Annotated in this window: 13 protein-coding genes; all 13 read right to left on the bottom strand. The window is 36.0% G+C overall.

Translation table 11 applies throughout. The annotated features are described in order from the left end of the window. Positions 1 to 24 precede the first annotated feature (24 nt). Positions 25 to 786 carry a flavodoxin family protein gene (locus tag JOS54_RS02695; RefSeq protein ID WP_203245535.1) on the bottom strand — a complete coding sequence of 254 codons (762 nt, stop codon included), beginning with the start codon at positions 784 to 786 and terminating at the stop codon, positions 25 to 27. After that, the gene (locus tag JOS54_RS02690; RefSeq protein WP_203245534.1) at positions 776 to 2,854 is read right to left on the bottom strand and encodes a peptidase domain-containing ABC transporter; all 2,079 of its coding nucleotides are present in this window, start codon (positions 2,852 to 2,854) and stop codon (positions 776 to 778) included. The genes JOS54_RS02695 and JOS54_RS02690 overlap by 11 nt, the downstream gene beginning before the upstream one ends. A gap of 300 nt (positions 2,855 to 3,154) precedes the next feature. Beyond that, a complete protein-coding gene (locus JOS54_RS02685) occupies positions 3,155 to 3,376 on the bottom strand; it encodes a helix-turn-helix transcriptional regulator (RefSeq protein ID WP_203245533.1) in 222 nt (73 codons plus the stop codon). A gap of 204 nt (positions 3,377 to 3,580) precedes the next feature. Further along, positions 3,581 to 4,861, bottom strand: coding sequence for a uracil-xanthine permease family protein (locus JOS54_RS02680; protein ID WP_203245532.1), 1,281 nt, complete (start codon positions 4,859 to 4,861; stop codon positions 3,581 to 3,583). 151 nt (positions 4,862 to 5,012) lie between these two features. Further along, positions 5,013 to 6,941: an NAD(+) synthase gene (locus JOS54_RS02675; RefSeq protein WP_203245531.1), complete on the bottom strand. Its 1,929-nt coding sequence runs from the start codon at positions 6,939 to 6,941 to the stop codon at positions 5,013 to 5,015. Then, positions 6,938 to 7,543 (bottom strand): hypothetical protein, encoded by a 606-nt coding sequence (locus JOS54_RS02670; protein WP_203245530.1) that lies wholly within the window; start codon positions 7,541 to 7,543, stop codon positions 6,938 to 6,940. Before JOS54_RS02670 ends, JOS54_RS02675 begins: the two co-directional genes overlap by 4 nt. Continuing rightward, on the bottom strand, positions 7,540 to 9,060 hold the full coding sequence (locus tag JOS54_RS02665; protein WP_203245529.1) for a nicotinate phosphoribosyltransferase: 1,521 nt from the start codon (positions 9,058 to 9,060) through the stop codon (positions 7,540 to 7,542). The genes JOS54_RS02670 and JOS54_RS02665 overlap by 4 nt, the downstream gene beginning before the upstream one ends. Beyond that, entirely contained in the window at positions 9,057 to 9,584 is a 528-nt protein-coding gene (locus JOS54_RS02660; protein WP_203245528.1) for a cysteine hydrolase family protein, read from the bottom strand. Before JOS54_RS02660 ends, JOS54_RS02665 begins: the two co-directional genes overlap by 4 nt. Beyond that, positions 9,581 to 10,432, bottom strand: coding sequence for an NUDIX hydrolase (locus JOS54_RS02655; RefSeq protein WP_238928368.1), 852 nt, complete (start codon positions 10,430 to 10,432; stop codon positions 9,581 to 9,583). Before JOS54_RS02655 ends, JOS54_RS02660 begins: the two co-directional genes overlap by 4 nt. Positions 10,433 to 10,509: 77 nt before the next feature. After that, on the bottom strand, positions 10,510 to 11,007 hold the full coding sequence (locus JOS54_RS02650) for a DUF5673 domain-containing protein (RefSeq protein WP_203245526.1): 498 nt from the start codon (positions 11,005 to 11,007) through the stop codon (positions 10,510 to 10,512). A gap of 57 nt (positions 11,008 to 11,064) precedes the next feature. Next, on the bottom strand, positions 11,065 to 13,614 hold the full coding sequence (locus JOS54_RS02645) for an ATP-dependent Clp protease ATP-binding subunit (RefSeq protein WP_203245525.1): 2,550 nt from the start codon (positions 13,612 to 13,614) through the stop codon (positions 11,065 to 11,067). A 12-nt stretch (positions 13,615 to 13,626) separates the two neighbouring features. Next, complete coding sequence (gene dnaJ, locus JOS54_RS02640; protein ID WP_203245524.1) at positions 13,627 to 14,763, bottom strand: molecular chaperone DnaJ; 1,137 nt, start codon at positions 14,761 to 14,763, stop codon at positions 13,627 to 13,629. Between the two features lie 48 nt (positions 14,764 to 14,811). Then, positions 14,812 to 16,632: a molecular chaperone DnaK gene (gene dnaK / locus JOS54_RS02635; protein ID WP_203245523.1), complete on the bottom strand. Its 1,821-nt coding sequence runs from the start codon at positions 16,630 to 16,632 to the stop codon at positions 14,812 to 14,814. Between the last annotated feature and the right edge of the window lie 2 nt (positions 16,633 to 16,634).

Here is a 16,634-nt window from a genome sequence, read left to right as displayed (position 1 = left end):
TTTTATTTTCTGTTTTATAATCACTCAAAACAATTGGTCTTTTTCAAATATAGTGAATGAATTATGAATCCATTCTTTCAAACTATCAGACATTTTATACTTAATAGCACAACCAACTTCATCCTTATTGGAAAATAGATTTTGCCACATGATTTTTTCGTTATTTTGATTAGGTCTATTTTTCATCGAATTCATTTGAAGCTTATAAAATTGATGTTGCAATTCACTTGCAAAAGTTCCATCATGTAGCTCATATACTAAATTAATTACTTCATGTTTGATAATACTGCGATGTGCTTCTTCACTTAAGTTATTTGTATATACGGTAAAGCAACTTTTGCATGAAAAGCCCAAATACTCCTGAACCTCTTTCAGATAGTGCTCAGCTTCAGCAGATCCATTATTATCTGTATTAATTATTACTACACCTATTTTCCCCAAAAAATACATTATGTGACTTAAGAATGCTAGGCGATCAATTAGAGTTTTCATGTATCCAGATATTTGATGAAAATAAACTGGCACAGAGAAAATAACGATATCAGAAGCCATCATTTTAGAAATAACAATATTCATATCATCAGTTAAAGAACATTTTCCATTAGAAAAGCATCTGCAGCATCCAATGCAATTATTTATCTGCAACTCGTTGGGAAGTAATATTTCGTTAATACATTCACCGTAATGATTTAAGGCATTCCCAAAATATATTGCACTTCGTCTCGAATAAGAATTCGCATTTCTATAACTTCCGATAATTGATACAACTTTCACCCTATTTATCATACAATTCTGTATATGCTCCTTTCTTTTCCAGTTTCCCATTGTTCATGACACATATTTTATTGCAATTTTTCAAAACGTTCTTGCGATGCGTAATAACAAGTAATGTTTTTCCTATTTTCTTTAGATAATCATAAATAGCAATCTCTTCCTCTTCCTCCAGTGAGGATAATGCCTCATCAAAGATTAATAAGTTCGGATTCTTTACCAATTCTCTTGCCAAAGAGAGTCTCTGCAATTGTCCGCCTGAAAAATTCGTACCAGAATTAGAAACAACTGTATCCAATTTCATTGGTAGTTCATTCACTTCTTCTTTCAAATGCGCTACAGCCAAGCATTCCCAAAAAACATCATCCTCTATGTTTTTTAAATCCATAGCCAAATTCTCTTTTATAGTACCATTTATGGTTAAAGGATACTGTGGAAGTATTGCAACTGAATAATCAAAAACTTTATTATTTTTTAAATCATCTCCATTTATTAGAATAGCTCCAGTTCTTGGTTCATATAGATGAGTCAACAATTTAATAATTGTTGTTTTACCTGAACCACTATCCCCCACAATTGCAATAAAATCTGATTTGTTAATTTCTAATGAAAAACCACTTAACACATCCCTACCATTATCATTATACTTAAACGAAATATTTTCTAGTTTTAGACATTTAAATGCTACAGACTTTTTTTCCTTTATATAGTCATTTTCCTTTTCATCTATAATATCATCAATATAATTAAATGTTTCAGATAATAAGCTCAATGAATTTATTTCACTAACTGCCATAAAAGACTGTGAGAATAAGGTGTTAATTATTGAATATAAAACAAATATACTACCTACCTGATGATTAAACAAAAGTGCATAAATAATAACAATTAAAAATGGAATATACGAAAAGAACATGCTTAAATATAAACTGCTAAATTGTACATTTTTTTGATTTTTTTCAAATGAATCAATATACTGTTCTAGGGTTAATTGACAATTATTTTGATAATAATTTTGAACGTTTTCACATCTAATTTGATACATATTATTAACAAGATCTGTTTCTGAATTCTTAAATTGCAAATTCTTCTTTTGAGATTCTTTTTGAGTTTTTAAAAGTTTATTATGTATTATTATTGCTATAATTGCTATAACAATAAGACATATAAATATTAAAATTTTTATTATAACTGGATAAATAAAAATAATATATGCCATAATAACCACGGAATTAGAAAAAGCTAACAAGAAATTCACAAAATTATAGCTAATCGCATTTTGTAAATGATCTGATAAAGATAATCTATATAAAATATCTCCTTTGCTACGATTATCATAATATGAAAAATTAATATTAATAAGTTTCATTATAATTTCATTATTAATTTTTTTGATTAGATATATTTGCAATTTAACTAATAATCCATTTCTAATAAGTGATAAGCCAAAAAAACTTAAAATAAAAATAAATATAAATATTATTTTTGTCAATATATTCTCAACAACGCCAAAATCTGTTAGCGCATTTAAAATCACGCTAACTTGAACTGGCAAGAAAACAGAAAAAAGATATGAAATTAAAGAAAGAAAAAAGATAATACTGAGGATTTTTTGTGCACCATTGAGATATTTTTGTAATTTTTTAAAAATATTTGGGCGGTCATTAATAAAATATTCTACGCTCTTTATAGGACTAGCAACGACATAATAGCCACTGAATTTTTTATTTATAGAATCAATAGTGGTTTTTTTCTTTTCATGTGAATTCGGATCAAATAAAAAAATAAATTTCCGTCGCTTTAAAATAACTACATAGTGATTGCTTGTTAAATGTATAATGAGTGGTCCATTTGTAAACATTTCTTCATCAATTCTTTCGGTTTGATAAACTTTACAATTAAATCCCAATTTCCCGAAAATATTATGTATTTGTAGAAGCGAAAGTCCATCACGTCCAACATTTGCACAATTTCTATAGTACGCTATTGAATTATAAAATCCATAATACGAACAAATCATCGCAATACAACATAAGCCACATTCATTTTCTGCGAATTGCGAATAATGTATAATTTTTTTCATGAGTATTTAATCTCCTATATTCTAGAATTCATCTTTGCAACTTTCAATTTTGTAATCTGGCAAAGTTCAATATATTTACGTATTAGAAAGTTGATAAATCATGTTAATAATTATATTATCTCATGATTATGAGATGATGTGTATAACAGAATATGCGTTTTAATTTACCTAGTAGTTTGATATTTGTATATAATTTGTGACTATATATTCCAAATCCTCAAGTTTAAATTCACAGCATCCGGTCCCTGCGGATGAAAACAACGAAATATAAGTTAGTATATTATTAATCATCTTGACTTACTACTCTCTTTCAATATTTTCGCTTGCAATATGTTCCATAATGTCATTCACATCGCAATCCAGTTCATCACAAATTTTGTCTATCATTCTTAAGCTTACAAACTTACCCTTACCTATGTTTGCTAATGTAACCGAAATGAATTCGGTTACATTCTTCAAATCTGTTTTAGTCATATTTTTATCTATCAGTAGTTTCCATAGTTTATTATAGCTAATCGCCATGTCGTCACCTTTATTTTTATAAAGATAATCTTTATAAAAATATACCGCATTCCTTCATATTTTCCCAGAGAAAGAGCAAAAAATCATAACCACCCGTAAAACGAGTGGTTTGTACTGAGGCTATAAGCCTCTTTTTCTTTACCTGTGTACTCAACAGGGCTCGTTACCTATAAAAAAGAGCATTTCATAAAGCCCTAAAACTTCTTATTTTCTCGCTAAAATAAAGTTTAATATAATACCCACAACCGCGGATAAAGCTGTTCCGCTCAAAGTCACAAAACTACCAATTGGCAAGATGGCTCCACCGATACCAATCACTAACATCGCCGAAGCAATAATTAAGTTTCTTTGTTCACTAAAATCAACTTGATGATCAATTAAAACACGTAAACCATTGGAAGCAATGACTCCATATAAAAGAATGGACATACCACCCAATACCGCATTTGGAATGGTTTGAATAACCGCCGATACCAATGGGAACATCGATAACACCATTGCTATACAAGCCGCTCCAACTGTCACATAAATCGAAGCTACCTTAGTCATACCGATAACCCCTGTGTTTTCGCCATAAGTTGTATTGGCTGGTCCACCTAATAAAGCCGATACTGAAGTCGCAATACCATCCCCCATTAATGTTCGATCCAAACCGGGATCTTTCAAGAAATTTTTACCAACTATCTTAGAAAGAACGGTATGGTCACCAATGTGTTCAGAAATTGTCACTAAAACAACCGGTAAAACTGCAATCGTTTCTGGTCCAAAGTAGAAGTGCCATTGGTGAAAATGACCTAGTTGAAATGGCAATAAGAATTCCGGAAGAGCAACTAAACGCCCTGATTGAAGCACTTGCTTAATAGGCGTAAAATCCACAATTCCAAAAGTAATCGCTACTACATAACCAATCACAATTCCACATAAGAAAGGAATAATTTTAAAGAAACCCTTTGCTTTTGTTGAAATCAAAGCCGTTATCACAAAAGTGATAAACGCAACCACCATCGCTCTAGGATTACCACCCTGTACCAAGCCGGCATTACGAATTGCCGAAGATGCTAAGCCTAATCCAATCACCGCAATCATTGGTCCAATCACAATTGGTGGTAATAATTTATCCACCCAATCTTTACCCACAAACTTAACAATCAAACCAACAACCACATAGATTAAACCGACTAAAAATAAGCCGGAAAGAGCCGCATCCTTAGCACCACCCATGGCTTTAACTGCAATTTGTACAGCCGCAATATATGCAAAACTACTACCTAAGTAAACCGGTACCTTAAATTGTGTAATAATCGCATATAATACCGTACCTAACCCCGACGCAAATAAAGCTACAGAAACCGGAAAGCCCGTTAAAATAGGCACTAAAATCGTGGCTCCAAACATCGCAAAGACATGTTGAAAACTTAAGAAAAACCATTTTGATGCTTCTGGCTTATTCTTAACGTCCAAAATCATTTCATTACTTTCTTTCATTTATCCTCCTTTGGTCCTAAAAAAAGTGACCTTATCAGGCCACTATAAATGACATATTTCCATTTTCCTTACTGACCTCTCGTGTCAATTTAAAGGACCTTACCAGTACTTTAGCAGATTTCACTTCTTTTGACTAGATAGAAAGAAAAATTTATAAACAATTTAATTCCTTCAACCAAACTTCCCCACTTACATCACTTGGCATGCGCCAATCCCCTCTTGGTGATAAGGAAATCGTGCCCACTTTTGGTCCGTCCGGTAAACAAGAACGCTTAAATTGTTGACTAAAGAAACGCTTTAAGAAACGCTCTAAAGCTAGCTTAATCTCCTTTTTACTTTGCGATGGATAGGCTACCATCGCTAACGTAACTAACTTCTTTACACTACTTCCAAAACGAATCATGTGATATAAGAAGAAATCATTCAAATCATACTTACCAATTACTTCTTCTGTCTTTTGCACAATTTCACCATTTTGATTCGGGGTTAATTCTGGTGATATTGGTATATTCACAATCCTATGCAAGACATCCGATAAAGCTTTATTTTCCGTTTCTAAAGCATAGGATTCACATATGTACTTCACTAAAGTCTTGGGGATGGAACTATTTACCCCATACATCGACATATGGTCACCATTATACGTACACCAGCCTAAAGCCAGTTCTGAAAGATCACCGGTACCAATCACCAAGCCCTTCTCTTGATTGGCAATATCCATCAATAGATACGTACGCATTCTCGCTTGAGCATTTTCATAGGTTGTATCTCCTTCCCCTTGGTAACTAGTTGGATGACCAATGGCTTTTAAATGTTCCTGAACCATTTCTTGAATGGGAATTTCTCTTACTTCAATGTTTAAAGCTTCCATTAAATCTAAGGCATTTTGATAAGTATAATTAGTTGTATTACCATATGAAGGCATCGTTACACCAATCATTCTTAAGTCTGGATAAAGCTTCCTTGTTTCATGAAGAACCAAAAGAGCTAACGTGCTATCCAAACCACCTGAAACACCTATGACTGCTGTCTTTAAGCCGGTTGCTTTATAGCGTTGAAATAAAGCCCTTGACTGCATTTGCAAAACAGCACGACTTCTTTCTATACGTTCCTTCTTTTCCCTTGGCACAAAGGGGAATGGATTCACATCATAGTGATTTTCATGCAAGAAAGAAACCATCTCCTCAACACTTTCTTCTACTTGTCCTAAATCCACTTCAATAGAAGGAAATAATAAACCATTTCCAAAGGTATTTAGACTACGACGACTTGCGATAATCTTATCCATGTCCACAATAGCTTCTAAGATAGTTCTTTTTAATGGCCAAATCATTTCTTTTAATAAATGACCTTCACCGGCAATCATACAATGACCAGAAAACACAAGGTCTGTACTGCTTTCTCCTAATCCACTTGAAGCATAAATATAAGCACAATGACCAATTGCACTTTGTTGAAGGACAAGATGACGGCGATACTTCGCTTTACCAATCATTTCATTGGAGGCGGATAAATTCACAATCACATTTGCGCCATTTTCGACCAAGACATTTGATGGACGATTTACTACCCAAAGATCTTCACAAATCTCACAACCAATCTTAATTTCACCATCTTTTAACAAGTAATGTTTACCAAAGGCAACTTCTTCCTTTCCAATCATGATGAAATCACAATCCACATCCATTCCACTCGCAAACCAACGTAGTTCATAAAATTCATGATAATTCGGCAAAAAAGTTTTTGGAACTACTAATTTATACTCACCATCTTGAATAAAAACAGCTGTATTGTATAAACGATTTTCTTTCATTAAAGGAGCTCCCACCACTATGAGTTGTTGCGGATAGCTTTGACTAAATACTCTTAATTCCTCTAAGCCGAAAATCACTTCTTTTAATAAACCATCTTGATGAAATAAATCTCCTAGACTATACCCCGTTAAACTAAGCTCGGGAAAGACCACCAGCTTTGCATCGGTTTCTTGTAAGGATTGCTTGATTTGACGAACATTCTCCATCACATTTCCTAAAGCTGTTTCCAAAGAAACACTCGCCATTTTTATAAAAGGATTTTTCATAACACCTCCTGTAATACCGCTAAGGAAAAAGGCAACACTTCTTCCAATTCTTTTCTGTGTTGATGTTGGTCTTGAAGCCAAAGACGCACCTGGCTGGAAGAAATAGTTTTTGACCAATTGGGACTTTTAATGATTGTCACATAAGGCATTAAAGCCATCAAGAAAGAAGAATTTTTCATTTCTTCTAAAACATTTTTTCCTCTTTCCAAGCAAACAATCCCAAATTCTTTGGCAATCTTATCGACATTCAACCAAGTACTTTCCATTTTTAAAAATTGATCGTCTCCCAATAGTAAAGCACAATCATAACCTTTTTGTTTTAAGGCTTTAAGACTTTGATAAGTACGAGGTTGTTCTTTTTGTTCTAAATCATAGGTGGATATTTTCATCCATGGATGATTTTCTTGGCACTTTCTTAATAAAGCCAAACGTTGATTGGCACTTAAGGCATAATTTTTTCGTTGATCTTGTTCAATGTAATGACTTTGACTGGGTAAAAAGATAACACAGTCTCTTTTGGTTTGTTCTAAAGATAGTTTGGCTAACTCAATATGAGCTTTTGTGACTGGATTAAAGGCTCCGGCAAATAAGAGAGCTTTCATTTTCCTGCTTCCTTGTATAATTTTTCGTACAAATCAGCACGTAATTTAGCTAATTTAGGACTTAAATCCACATAATGGCGATGCGGTAACTCAGTTCTTAATTCTGATTCCCAAACACGATATTGAAGTTGTTCACGAATGTATTCTTTTTTAGCACGAATATCCGGTAAATCCAAGACTATTTCCCCTTGAATCATATGTGGAACTAAAATTCTTTCAATGTGAAATGGAGTGATACGAATGATCGGTTCTAATGCATCCGGATCTAAATTCACCACTTCAATTTCTTGACCATTCTCAAAAACTTCATCGTCTAAAGCAATGATGTCACATTGCCCCTTTCCTTCTTCATCAAATACTCGCCAAGCCATTAGTTTACCCGGAATAATGGCTTTTGAAGCTGAATCAGAGAATTTCATCTTTGGTGTGTAAGTTCCATCTTCATTCTTGATAGCAACCAACTTATAAACCCCACCAAAAACCGGATCTGTAGCAGAGGTAATCAACTTTTCACCAACCCCATAGGCATCAAACTTCGCTCCTTCATATAATTCCATATTTGACATTTTCTTTTCATCCAAAGAATTGGAAGCCACTAATTTAATATAGCTCTTGCCAACTCCATCCAAAGCTTTTCTTAATTTCTTATAACCACGGGCTAAATCGCCAGAGTCAATACGTGCTGCTTTGACACGCTTATTTGGATCATTTGGATACTTCGCAATCATGGCATCATCCAACTTAATTAAGTTGGGCAGACCGGAATTAAAGATACTATAAGTATCCAGCAATAAGGACACATTATCTGGGTAAGTTTCAGCATAAGCCTCAAAGGCCTCGTATTCACTTGGAAAGAATTCCACATAAGAGTGAGCAATCGTTCCTACTGCCGGTACATCAGGACCATACTTCATTTCCGCCAAACAATTTGCTGTACCAATACAACCACCTAAGATAGAGGCATAAGCTCCATCATTACCGGCTGAAGCTCCTTGGGCACGTCTCGTACCAAATTCCATGACATTGCGTTCATGATTGGTGCTTAAACCTGTAATCTTAGTGGCTTTAGTGGTGATTAAACTATGAAAGTTCATGGTTTGAAGTAAATACGTTTCAATTAAAATAGCCCCCACCATATCGCATTCAATCCGTACCATTGGTACTTGTGGATAGCACACCGTTCCTTCTCGTAACATATACACATCGCCTTTCCAACGATATGTTTTTAAATAGTCACAGAATTCAGCACTCATTCCCTTGTAAAGTAGCCATTGAATATCTTGATTGTTGAAATGATAATTTTTTAAAAAGCGTAATAACTTATGTTGACCGGCTGAAATAGAATAGCCTAAGTCATCAGGATTTTCTCGGAAGAACATATCAAAGACCATAACAGTATCTTTATAGCCATGTAAGAACAATGAATTTGCCATTGAGAATTCATAAAAGTCAGTGACCATCGCTGGATTATCATAATCTTCATCCGGAATATATGCGTTTACTTGAATATTTGTCATAATGGGAACTCCTTTATTTCCACTTGATTTATTTTTAAGACCTCTAAACTTTTTTCTTTCAATAAGGGACTTGTGGCACTTGTCGCATTTTCATAAACAGAAATCGTACTTTCAGACAAAGCGGTTTTCACTAAAATAGCGTTACTTAAAACACAAATATCGGTACAAATACCTATAAAATCCACTTCATCCGGTTGGCTTTTCTTTAACGCTTCTACCAATTCAAAACTACCAAATTGCCTTTTTTCAATTTTTATAAAAGACTTCTTATTTAATTCTTCAGCAATTGAAGCTTCTAATTGCCAACCGGGACTATCTTTTACGCAATGAAATACCGGTAAATGACGACCTTCATTACTGGATAAATACTGATTATCATGCGTATCCATTGTCACATAAATTTCATCATAAGGCTCTTGAATAATTCTTTTAGCAACCTTTAGAATTTCAGGTGCTTCTTTTGTGCCCAAACTCCCTGTCACAAAATCCACTTGCATATCGACCACAACCAAACATCGTTTCATTTCAAGTTCCTCCCCCATTTCGTTAATGGATTGTATTGATATAATTTAACTCTTCTTCCTTTCTGGATTGCAAAACGTTGAATATCGGTCACATACTTACGTATATCTCGCCGGAAATTTGGTGTATCCACTTTCTTATGTAAAACAGCTTCATAAGCTAATTGGGCTGCTTTCAAACTAAAATTCTTTGGTAACAAGTGAAATAAAAGTCCATCACTCATCACCCGATCTTGTAAATAATCCATAGCTCGATTGATGGCTTTATAATGATCCCCTGCTAATTTAGTCTTGCTTAATAATGTAGAACTTGTTTGAATGTAATTTTCTTTTACCGTATCGCATATTTGGTAACGAATGGAAATATCTTCATATTCCAACACCAAGGTTGAAATTCTCTTTTCATCATCCACACTTTCCACTTTTTTTCTAATTTCAAACCAAGTCGTATTTAAGGCATCATCTGCCGCCATAGCTAAAGGGATAGAAGATGGTGGTACCATCGTTAAATATACGGTTGTAATAATCCGTGTTCGTGGATCCCGGTCTACTTTAGAAAAGGTATAAAGCTGTTCAAAGTAAATATTCTCTGACAAAGAGGTTTCTTCCTTGAGTTCCCTTAAAGCCGCCCCATCTAAATCTTCATTCATATCTAGAAAGCCGCCGGGCATTGCCCAATCATGAATAAAAGGATGGTTTCTTCGTTGAATTAAAAGGACTTTCAACTTTCCTTCATCCACGGTAAAAACAAGACAATCAGCTGTCTGACTGGCTTTTTCATAGTGCGAACTATCGTAACGTTGGAGAAATTCTTCTAAGCTTTCTCCTTTCTCATTCAATATCTTTTTCATAGTCATTTTGACTATTTAATAATAGCCTATTCCCGAAAATAGTCAAGCACCAAAAAAGCTACTTTAGAAAGTAGCTCCTATTGTTTCTTTAGACGACGATATTTTTTTCCTATTTTCTCTTTTAATAATTGTTCTACTGCTTTCTGATTCTTTAAATCAAAGTTTACTTCACGTGTCAATTCTTCAAATTTACGCTTGCGATTTTCCTCTTGGATAATAAAGATAACCGTAAAACGCTTCGCTTGTTTATACACATCATAAGCCTTCACATCCTGATATGGATAGAAATAAGAGCCGGAAACGAAACCCTCATTCCCAACACCATCATGGCTGAAAAAGAAAATTAAGCAGGCAACTAAAGTAACTATATAACGAATAAGCAATAAGACAGAAAAACCGGCAAAAAATTCCAAACTGCTTAAAAGTGCAATTACCAATACTAAGGTACGAATGATGGTCCATTGTCTATCCTTTATTTTAACTTTAGAGGCACAACGAAAATTCAAATAACCCATATACACAGCCAAAAAACCGAAGACCGATACCATTGCCCATTGAAATGTATCATTATTCATAAGAAACCTCTTTCTAACTTCTGTTACTAATGTACCAAAAAAGAGTAGTTTTTGAAACTACCCTTGCAAATGAATTTGATAACCGGACACATCCGCATCTACGATAATTTTCTTTCCTTGTACATCTATATTCTCTAAAAGAACACGAGCCACTCTGGTTTCAATTTCTTTTTGAATATGACGCTTCATAGGTCTAGCTCCATATTCTTGATCCGTTCCTACCGCCACAATTCTTTCTTTTGCGGCATCCGTTACTTCTAATTGCACATCCTTATCCGCTAGACGAGCTTGTAGTTGGGATAAGAACTTCATCGCAATCTTCTTGGATACTTCTTGATCTAAAGAATGGAAAATAATGATGTCATCAATACGATTAATAAACTCTGGTTTAAAATGAGTTTGTATTTCACGACGATAATTTTCCTCTTGGTTTCCTTCTTGGAAAGCGTATTGACTGCCCAGATTGGAAGTCATGATAATGATGGTGTTTTTAAAATCAACTGTAACTCCTTTGGAATCCGTGATGCGACCATCGTCTAAAACTTGCAGAAGAATATTGAAAACATCTGGATGAGCCTTTTCAATTTCGTCTAGTAAGACAATGGAATAAGGATTACGACGAACCGCTTCACTTAATTGACCACCTTCTTCATAACCAACATAGCCGGGAGGCGCCCCAATCAAACGTGAAACAGAGAATTTCTCCATATACTCACTCATATCAATACGAATGATTTTGTTTTCATCATCGAATAATTGTTCGGCTAAAGCCTTTGCGACTTCGGTTTTACCAACCCCTGTTGGTCCTAAAAACAAGAAACTACCTAGCGGACGATGTTCATCTTGAATATTCGCTTTTGCTCTTAAGATGGCATCACTGACCAATGCCAAGGCTTCATCTTGCCCCATCACTCTTTGACGCAAATAATCCGCTAAATGAAGCACCTTTTGTCTTTCCGTACTTAAAAGTTTAGAAACTTCAATATGTGTCCAATTGGATACAATCTTAGCCACCATATCTTCATCTACATCCTGTTGAATTAAAGTGTTATGGTTATTTTCTTCCGCATCTTGAATTTTCTTTTCTAAATTAGGAATAGTTTCGTATTTTAATTTAGCTGCTTGCTCGTAATTAGCTTCATTTTGTGCTTGATTTAAAGCCAACTTTTCTTTTTCCAATTGTTCCTTCGCTAGTTTGACCTCATCCGCCTTTGCTTTTTCTTCTTTCCATTGGCTCATTAATGCTGTCTGTTCTTCCGATAAATTAGAGAGGTCTTTTTGTATTTCTTCTAAACGCCCTTTCGCTTTCGCATCACTTTCTTCCTTCAAAGAAGTTTCTTCAATTTGTAAGGTCATGATTTTACGCGATAGTTCATCTAATTCGGCCGGCATGGAATCCATTTCCACACGAATGGTTGCGCAAGCTTCATCAACTAAATCAATGGCTTTATCGGGTAAGAAACGATCCGTAATATAACGATTAGATAAAGTAGCGGCCGCAATAATCGCTTCATCTTTAATACGGACACCATGATGCGATTCAAAACGCTCTTTTAAACCGCGCAGAATAGAAATCGTATCTTCCACCGATGGTTGATTAACCATAATCTTTTGGAAACGACGTTCCAAGGCTCTATCTTTTTCAATGTATAAACGATATTCATCAAAGGTAGTCGCTCCAATGCACTTGAGTTCCCCTCTTGCTAGCATTGGCTTCAATAAGTTCGCCGCATCCATGGATCCCTCTGTTTTACCGGCTCCTACTAAATTATGAATTTCATCAATGAATAAAATAATTTCACCAGCAGCGGCTTTCACTTCTTTCAATACACCCTTTAATCGTTCTTCAAACTCACCACGATATTTTGCTCCGGCAATTAAGGCTCCCATATCGAGTTCAATAAGCTTCTTATTTTGTAAACCTAAAGGGACATCACCATTCATAATACGCCAAGCCAATCCCTCCACAATAGCTGTTTTACCAACCCCCGGTTCTCCAATCAGAACGGGATTATTCTTTGTTTTACGAGATAAAATTTCCATCACACGGCGGATTTCTTCATCACGACCAATGATTGGATCAATCTTTCCATCCTTCACATCTTGAACAATGTCATGACCATATTTCTTTAAAGCTTCTACTTGGCTTTCCGATGTTCTTTCTTCCATTTTAACACCCCCTCTTCTTTTCAATTCTGCCTCTTCAATCTGAGTAGCACTTAATTGATGTTTCTTTAACCAACTTTGAATAAAGTAATCATTTCCTTGAAAAAGCCCGACTAACACTGCTCCTTGACTTAAGTATTGATCACCTTGTTGCTTGGCCCAAGTTTGTCCGGCTTGAAAAGCTTGGTACAAACCTTGAGATAAGCGTGGTTCATAATTTCCTTCTACCGTTGCGACTTTATGCAGAGCATCCGCTATTTCTTGAATAAACCCTCTTTTATCAATGCCCAAATCAGCCCACAAAGAATCAAAGTCATGTTCATCGACTACGCTTTGTAAAAAATGCAAACATTGAACTTCCGGATGCTTTAGCTTTTGGGCTAAAGCGATAGAAAGAGAAAGAAGCTCTTGAAGAGCTTCTGTCATTTGTTCGATATTCATAGCCATTCCTCCTTAAGAGAACTGTTTCTTGAACTTTTCCCAAAGGGTATCCCCTTTTCCAGAATGTTGGATTTGCGCCAACTGCTGATAAAGCTCTTTCTCTTTTTTGGTTAAGTGTTGATCCACTTGAACCCTAACTGTACAAATTTGATCACCATATTGATCCCGACTGCGCACATCAGGAACACCTTTGGATCGTAAGCGTAACTTCGTGCCATCTTGTGTACCCGCCGGAATTTTCATCTTCACATCACCATGAATGGTCGGCGCCTCAATCTCACAACCCAAAGTCGCATCCACAGCTGAAATTGGAATTTCAAGATGAATGTTACGACCTTCTCGTAAGAATTGTTTATGCGGAAGAACATGGACTTCTAGGTATAAATCACCATTTGGACCACCATTTCTACCTCTTTCACCCTTACCACTAATACGTAAGGATTGACCTTCATTGATACCAGCCGGGATACTTATATCCACACTTTCTCTTTCATGGGTATAGCCTGCTCCATGACAATGATGACAAGCTTTGCGAATCTTCTTACCCGTACCCGAACATTCCGGACAAACTGTTTCTGTTTGCATCGTACCAAAGATGGTTTGTTGAACACCAATCACTCTTCCTGAACCATGACATCTTGGACAAGTTTCCACATCACTTGGCTTTTCCGCTCCACTTCCATGGCAATGGGTACAGGTTTCATCCACCTCTAAATTCAAGGTCTCTTTCTTACCAAAACAAGCATCCATAAAGGAAAGATTGATGCGCATATAACGGTCTTCCCCCTTCGTTGCTCGATTTCTTTGCCGTGATGAACCGCCAAAATCAGAACCGAAACCAAATCCATTACCGCCAAAGAAGGAACCAAAGATATCACTAAAATCACCAAAGCCGGCACCACTAAAACCACCGGCTTGATTGGGATCAACACCCGCAAAACCAAATTGGTCATAACTTTGTTTCTTGGATGGATCGGAAAGAATTTCATAGGCCTCATTGATTTCCTTGAATTTTTCTTCTGCACCCGGCTCTTTGTTCACATCAGGATGGTATTTCTTCGCCAAGTGGCGATACGCTTTCTTGATTTCATCAGCACTGGCTGATTTAGCGACACCTAGGACTTCATAATAATCTCTTTTATCGGCCATATTGCCTACCTTTCTAAAGGAAAGCGGAAGTCTAACTTCCGCTTCTGCTTATTTCTTTTCTTCGAAGTCAGCGTCTACGACATCATCGTTATTGTGATCCGTGGATTGACTGGCATCTTGTTGCGCTTGGGAAGCCGATTGTTGCTGATACATCGCTTGACTGACCGCATTCATTGCTTGTTCCAATGCTTCTAAGCGTGTCTTTAAAGAATCCATATCATTTTGATCAATAGCTTGTTTCAATTCATCTCTCAGCTTTTGAACTTCTTCTTTTTGTTCAGCTGTTACATTTGGAACATCTTGCTTCAAGGTTTCATCAATTTGGTTAATATACATTTCCGCCTTGTTCTTTAATTCCACATTTTCTTTGAACTTATCATCTTCGGCCTTATGAGCTTCAGCTTCTTGCACCATACGGTTAATTTCATCTTCACTTAAACCGGAAGAATCTTTAATCACGATGGACTGTTCCTTATTCGTAGCCTTATCCTTTGCCGTTACGTGAACAATACCATTGACATCAATATCGAATGTGACTTCAATTTGAGGCATACCGCGACGAGCTGGAGGAATCCCATCCAATTGGAAGTTTCCTAATAACTTATTATCCATTGCTGTTGAGCGTTCCCCTTGTAAAACCTTAATATCCACGGCCGGTTGATTGTCCGCTGCCGTAGAGAATACTTGACTCTTTGAAGTTGGAATCGTTGTATTACGAGGAATTAAGACCGTCATTACACCGCCCAATGTTTCAATACCTAAGCTCAATGGTGTGACATCTAGCAATAAGACATCCTTAACATCCCCGGAAATAACGCCGCCTTGAATAGCAGCTCCCAAAGCTACCACCTCATCCGGGTTCACTGACTTATTAGGTTCTTTGCCTAATTCATTCTTAACCGCATCTTGAACAGCCGGAATACGAGTTGAACCACCAACCAATAGAACTTGGTGAATATCATTCTTACTTAATTTTGCATCACTTAAGGCTTGACGAACCGGAACCATTGTTCTTTCCACTAAATCTTTGGTTAATTCATTGAATTTAGCACGCGTTAAAGTTGCTTCTAAATGCAATGGACCAGAAGGACCGGCCGAAATAAATGGTAAGGAAATTTGTGTTTGTAATGTACCACTTAAATCCTTTTTCGCTTTTTCAGCAGCTTCTTTCAGACGTTGAAGTGCCATCTTATCGTTTCTCAAGTCGATGTTATTATCAGCCTTGAAAGTATCCGCTAACCAATCCATGATGCGATTATCAAAGTCATCACCACCTAATTTTGTATCACCGGCGGTTGAAAGAACTTCAAATGTTCCATCTGCAATTTCCAAAATAGAAACATCGAATGTTCCGCCACCTAAGTCATACACCAAAATCTTTTGTTCCATATCATTATCTTTATCCAAACCATAGGCTAAAGCGGAAGCAGTTGGTTCGTTGATAATACGACAAACATCCAAGCCGGCAATCTTACCAGCATCTTTGGTTGCTTGGCGTTGGGCATCGTTAAAGTAAGCCGGTACTGTAATAACTGCCTTTTCTACTTTTTCACCTAAGTAAGCCTCTGCGTAATCTTTTAAGTAACTTAAAATCATTGCTGAAACTTCTTGTGGTGTATATTGTTTGCCTTCTAAAGTTACTTTTTCATTGGTTCCCATTAAACGCTTAATGGAATAAACCGTCTCCTTGTTGGTAATCAATTGACGCTTCGCCGCATCACCAATAATTCTTTCCCCATTCTTAAACGCAACCACCGATGGTGTTGTTCGATTCCCTTCTGGATTAGCGATTACTTTCGCTTCTTTACCTTCCATAACAGCGACACAAGAGTTCGTTGTTCCTAAGTCAATACCAATAATCTTGCTCATAT

Source organism: Bulleidia sp. zg-1006 (assembly GCF_016812035.1).
GTDB lineage: Bacteria > Bacillota_I > Bacilli_A > Erysipelotrichales > Erysipelotrichaceae > Bulleidia.
Note: the sequence above shows the minus strand (reverse complement) of the source record. Positions and strands in the feature narration are given on the sequence as shown.

Excerpts from the sequence above, each read along its gene's own strand:
- JOS54_RS02695 (WP_203245535.1), bottom strand. The coding sequence starts at position 786 with ATGATAAATAGGGTGAAAGTTGTATCAATTATCGGAAGTTATAGAAAT.
- JOS54_RS02650 (WP_203245526.1), bottom strand. The coding sequence starts at position 11,007 with ATGAATAATGATACATTTCAATGGGCAATGGTATCGGTCTTCGGTTTT.
- JOS54_RS02690 (WP_203245534.1), bottom strand. The coding sequence starts at position 2,854 with ATGAAAAAAATTATACATTATTCGCAATTCGCAGAAAATGAATGTGGC.
- JOS54_RS02660 (WP_203245528.1), bottom strand. The coding sequence starts at position 9,584 with ATGAAACGATGTTTGGTTGTGGTCGATATGCAAGTGGATTTTGTGACA.
- JOS54_RS02670 (WP_203245530.1), bottom strand. The coding sequence starts at position 7,543 with ATGAAAGCTCTCTTATTTGCCGGAGCCTTTAATCCAGTCACAAAAGCT.
- dnaK (WP_203245523.1), bottom strand. The coding sequence starts at position 16,632 with ATGAGCAAGATTATTGGTATTGACTTAGGAACAACGAACTCTTGTGTC.
- dnaJ (WP_203245524.1), bottom strand. The coding sequence starts at position 14,763 with ATGGCCGATAAAAGAGATTATTATGAAGTCCTAGGTGTCGCTAAATCA.
- JOS54_RS02665 (WP_203245529.1), bottom strand. The coding sequence starts at position 9,060 with ATGACAAATATTCAAGTAAACGCATATATTCCGGATGAAGATTATGAT.
- JOS54_RS02680 (WP_203245532.1), bottom strand. The coding sequence starts at position 4,861 with ATGAAAGAAAGTAATGAAATGATTTTGGACGTTAAGAATAAGCCAGAA.
- JOS54_RS02685 (WP_203245533.1), bottom strand. The coding sequence starts at position 3,376 with ATGGCGATTAGCTATAATAAACTATGGAAACTACTGATAGATAAAAAT.
- JOS54_RS02675 (WP_203245531.1), bottom strand. The coding sequence starts at position 6,941 with ATGAAAAATCCTTTTATAAAAATGGCGAGTGTTTCTTTGGAAACAGCT.
- JOS54_RS02645 (WP_203245525.1), bottom strand. The coding sequence starts at position 13,614 with ATGAATATCGAACAAATGACAGAAGCTCTTCAAGAGCTTCTTTCTCTT.
- JOS54_RS02655 (WP_238928368.1), bottom strand. The coding sequence starts at position 10,432 with ATGAAAAAGATATTGAATGAGAAAGGAGAAAGCTTAGAAGAATTTCTC.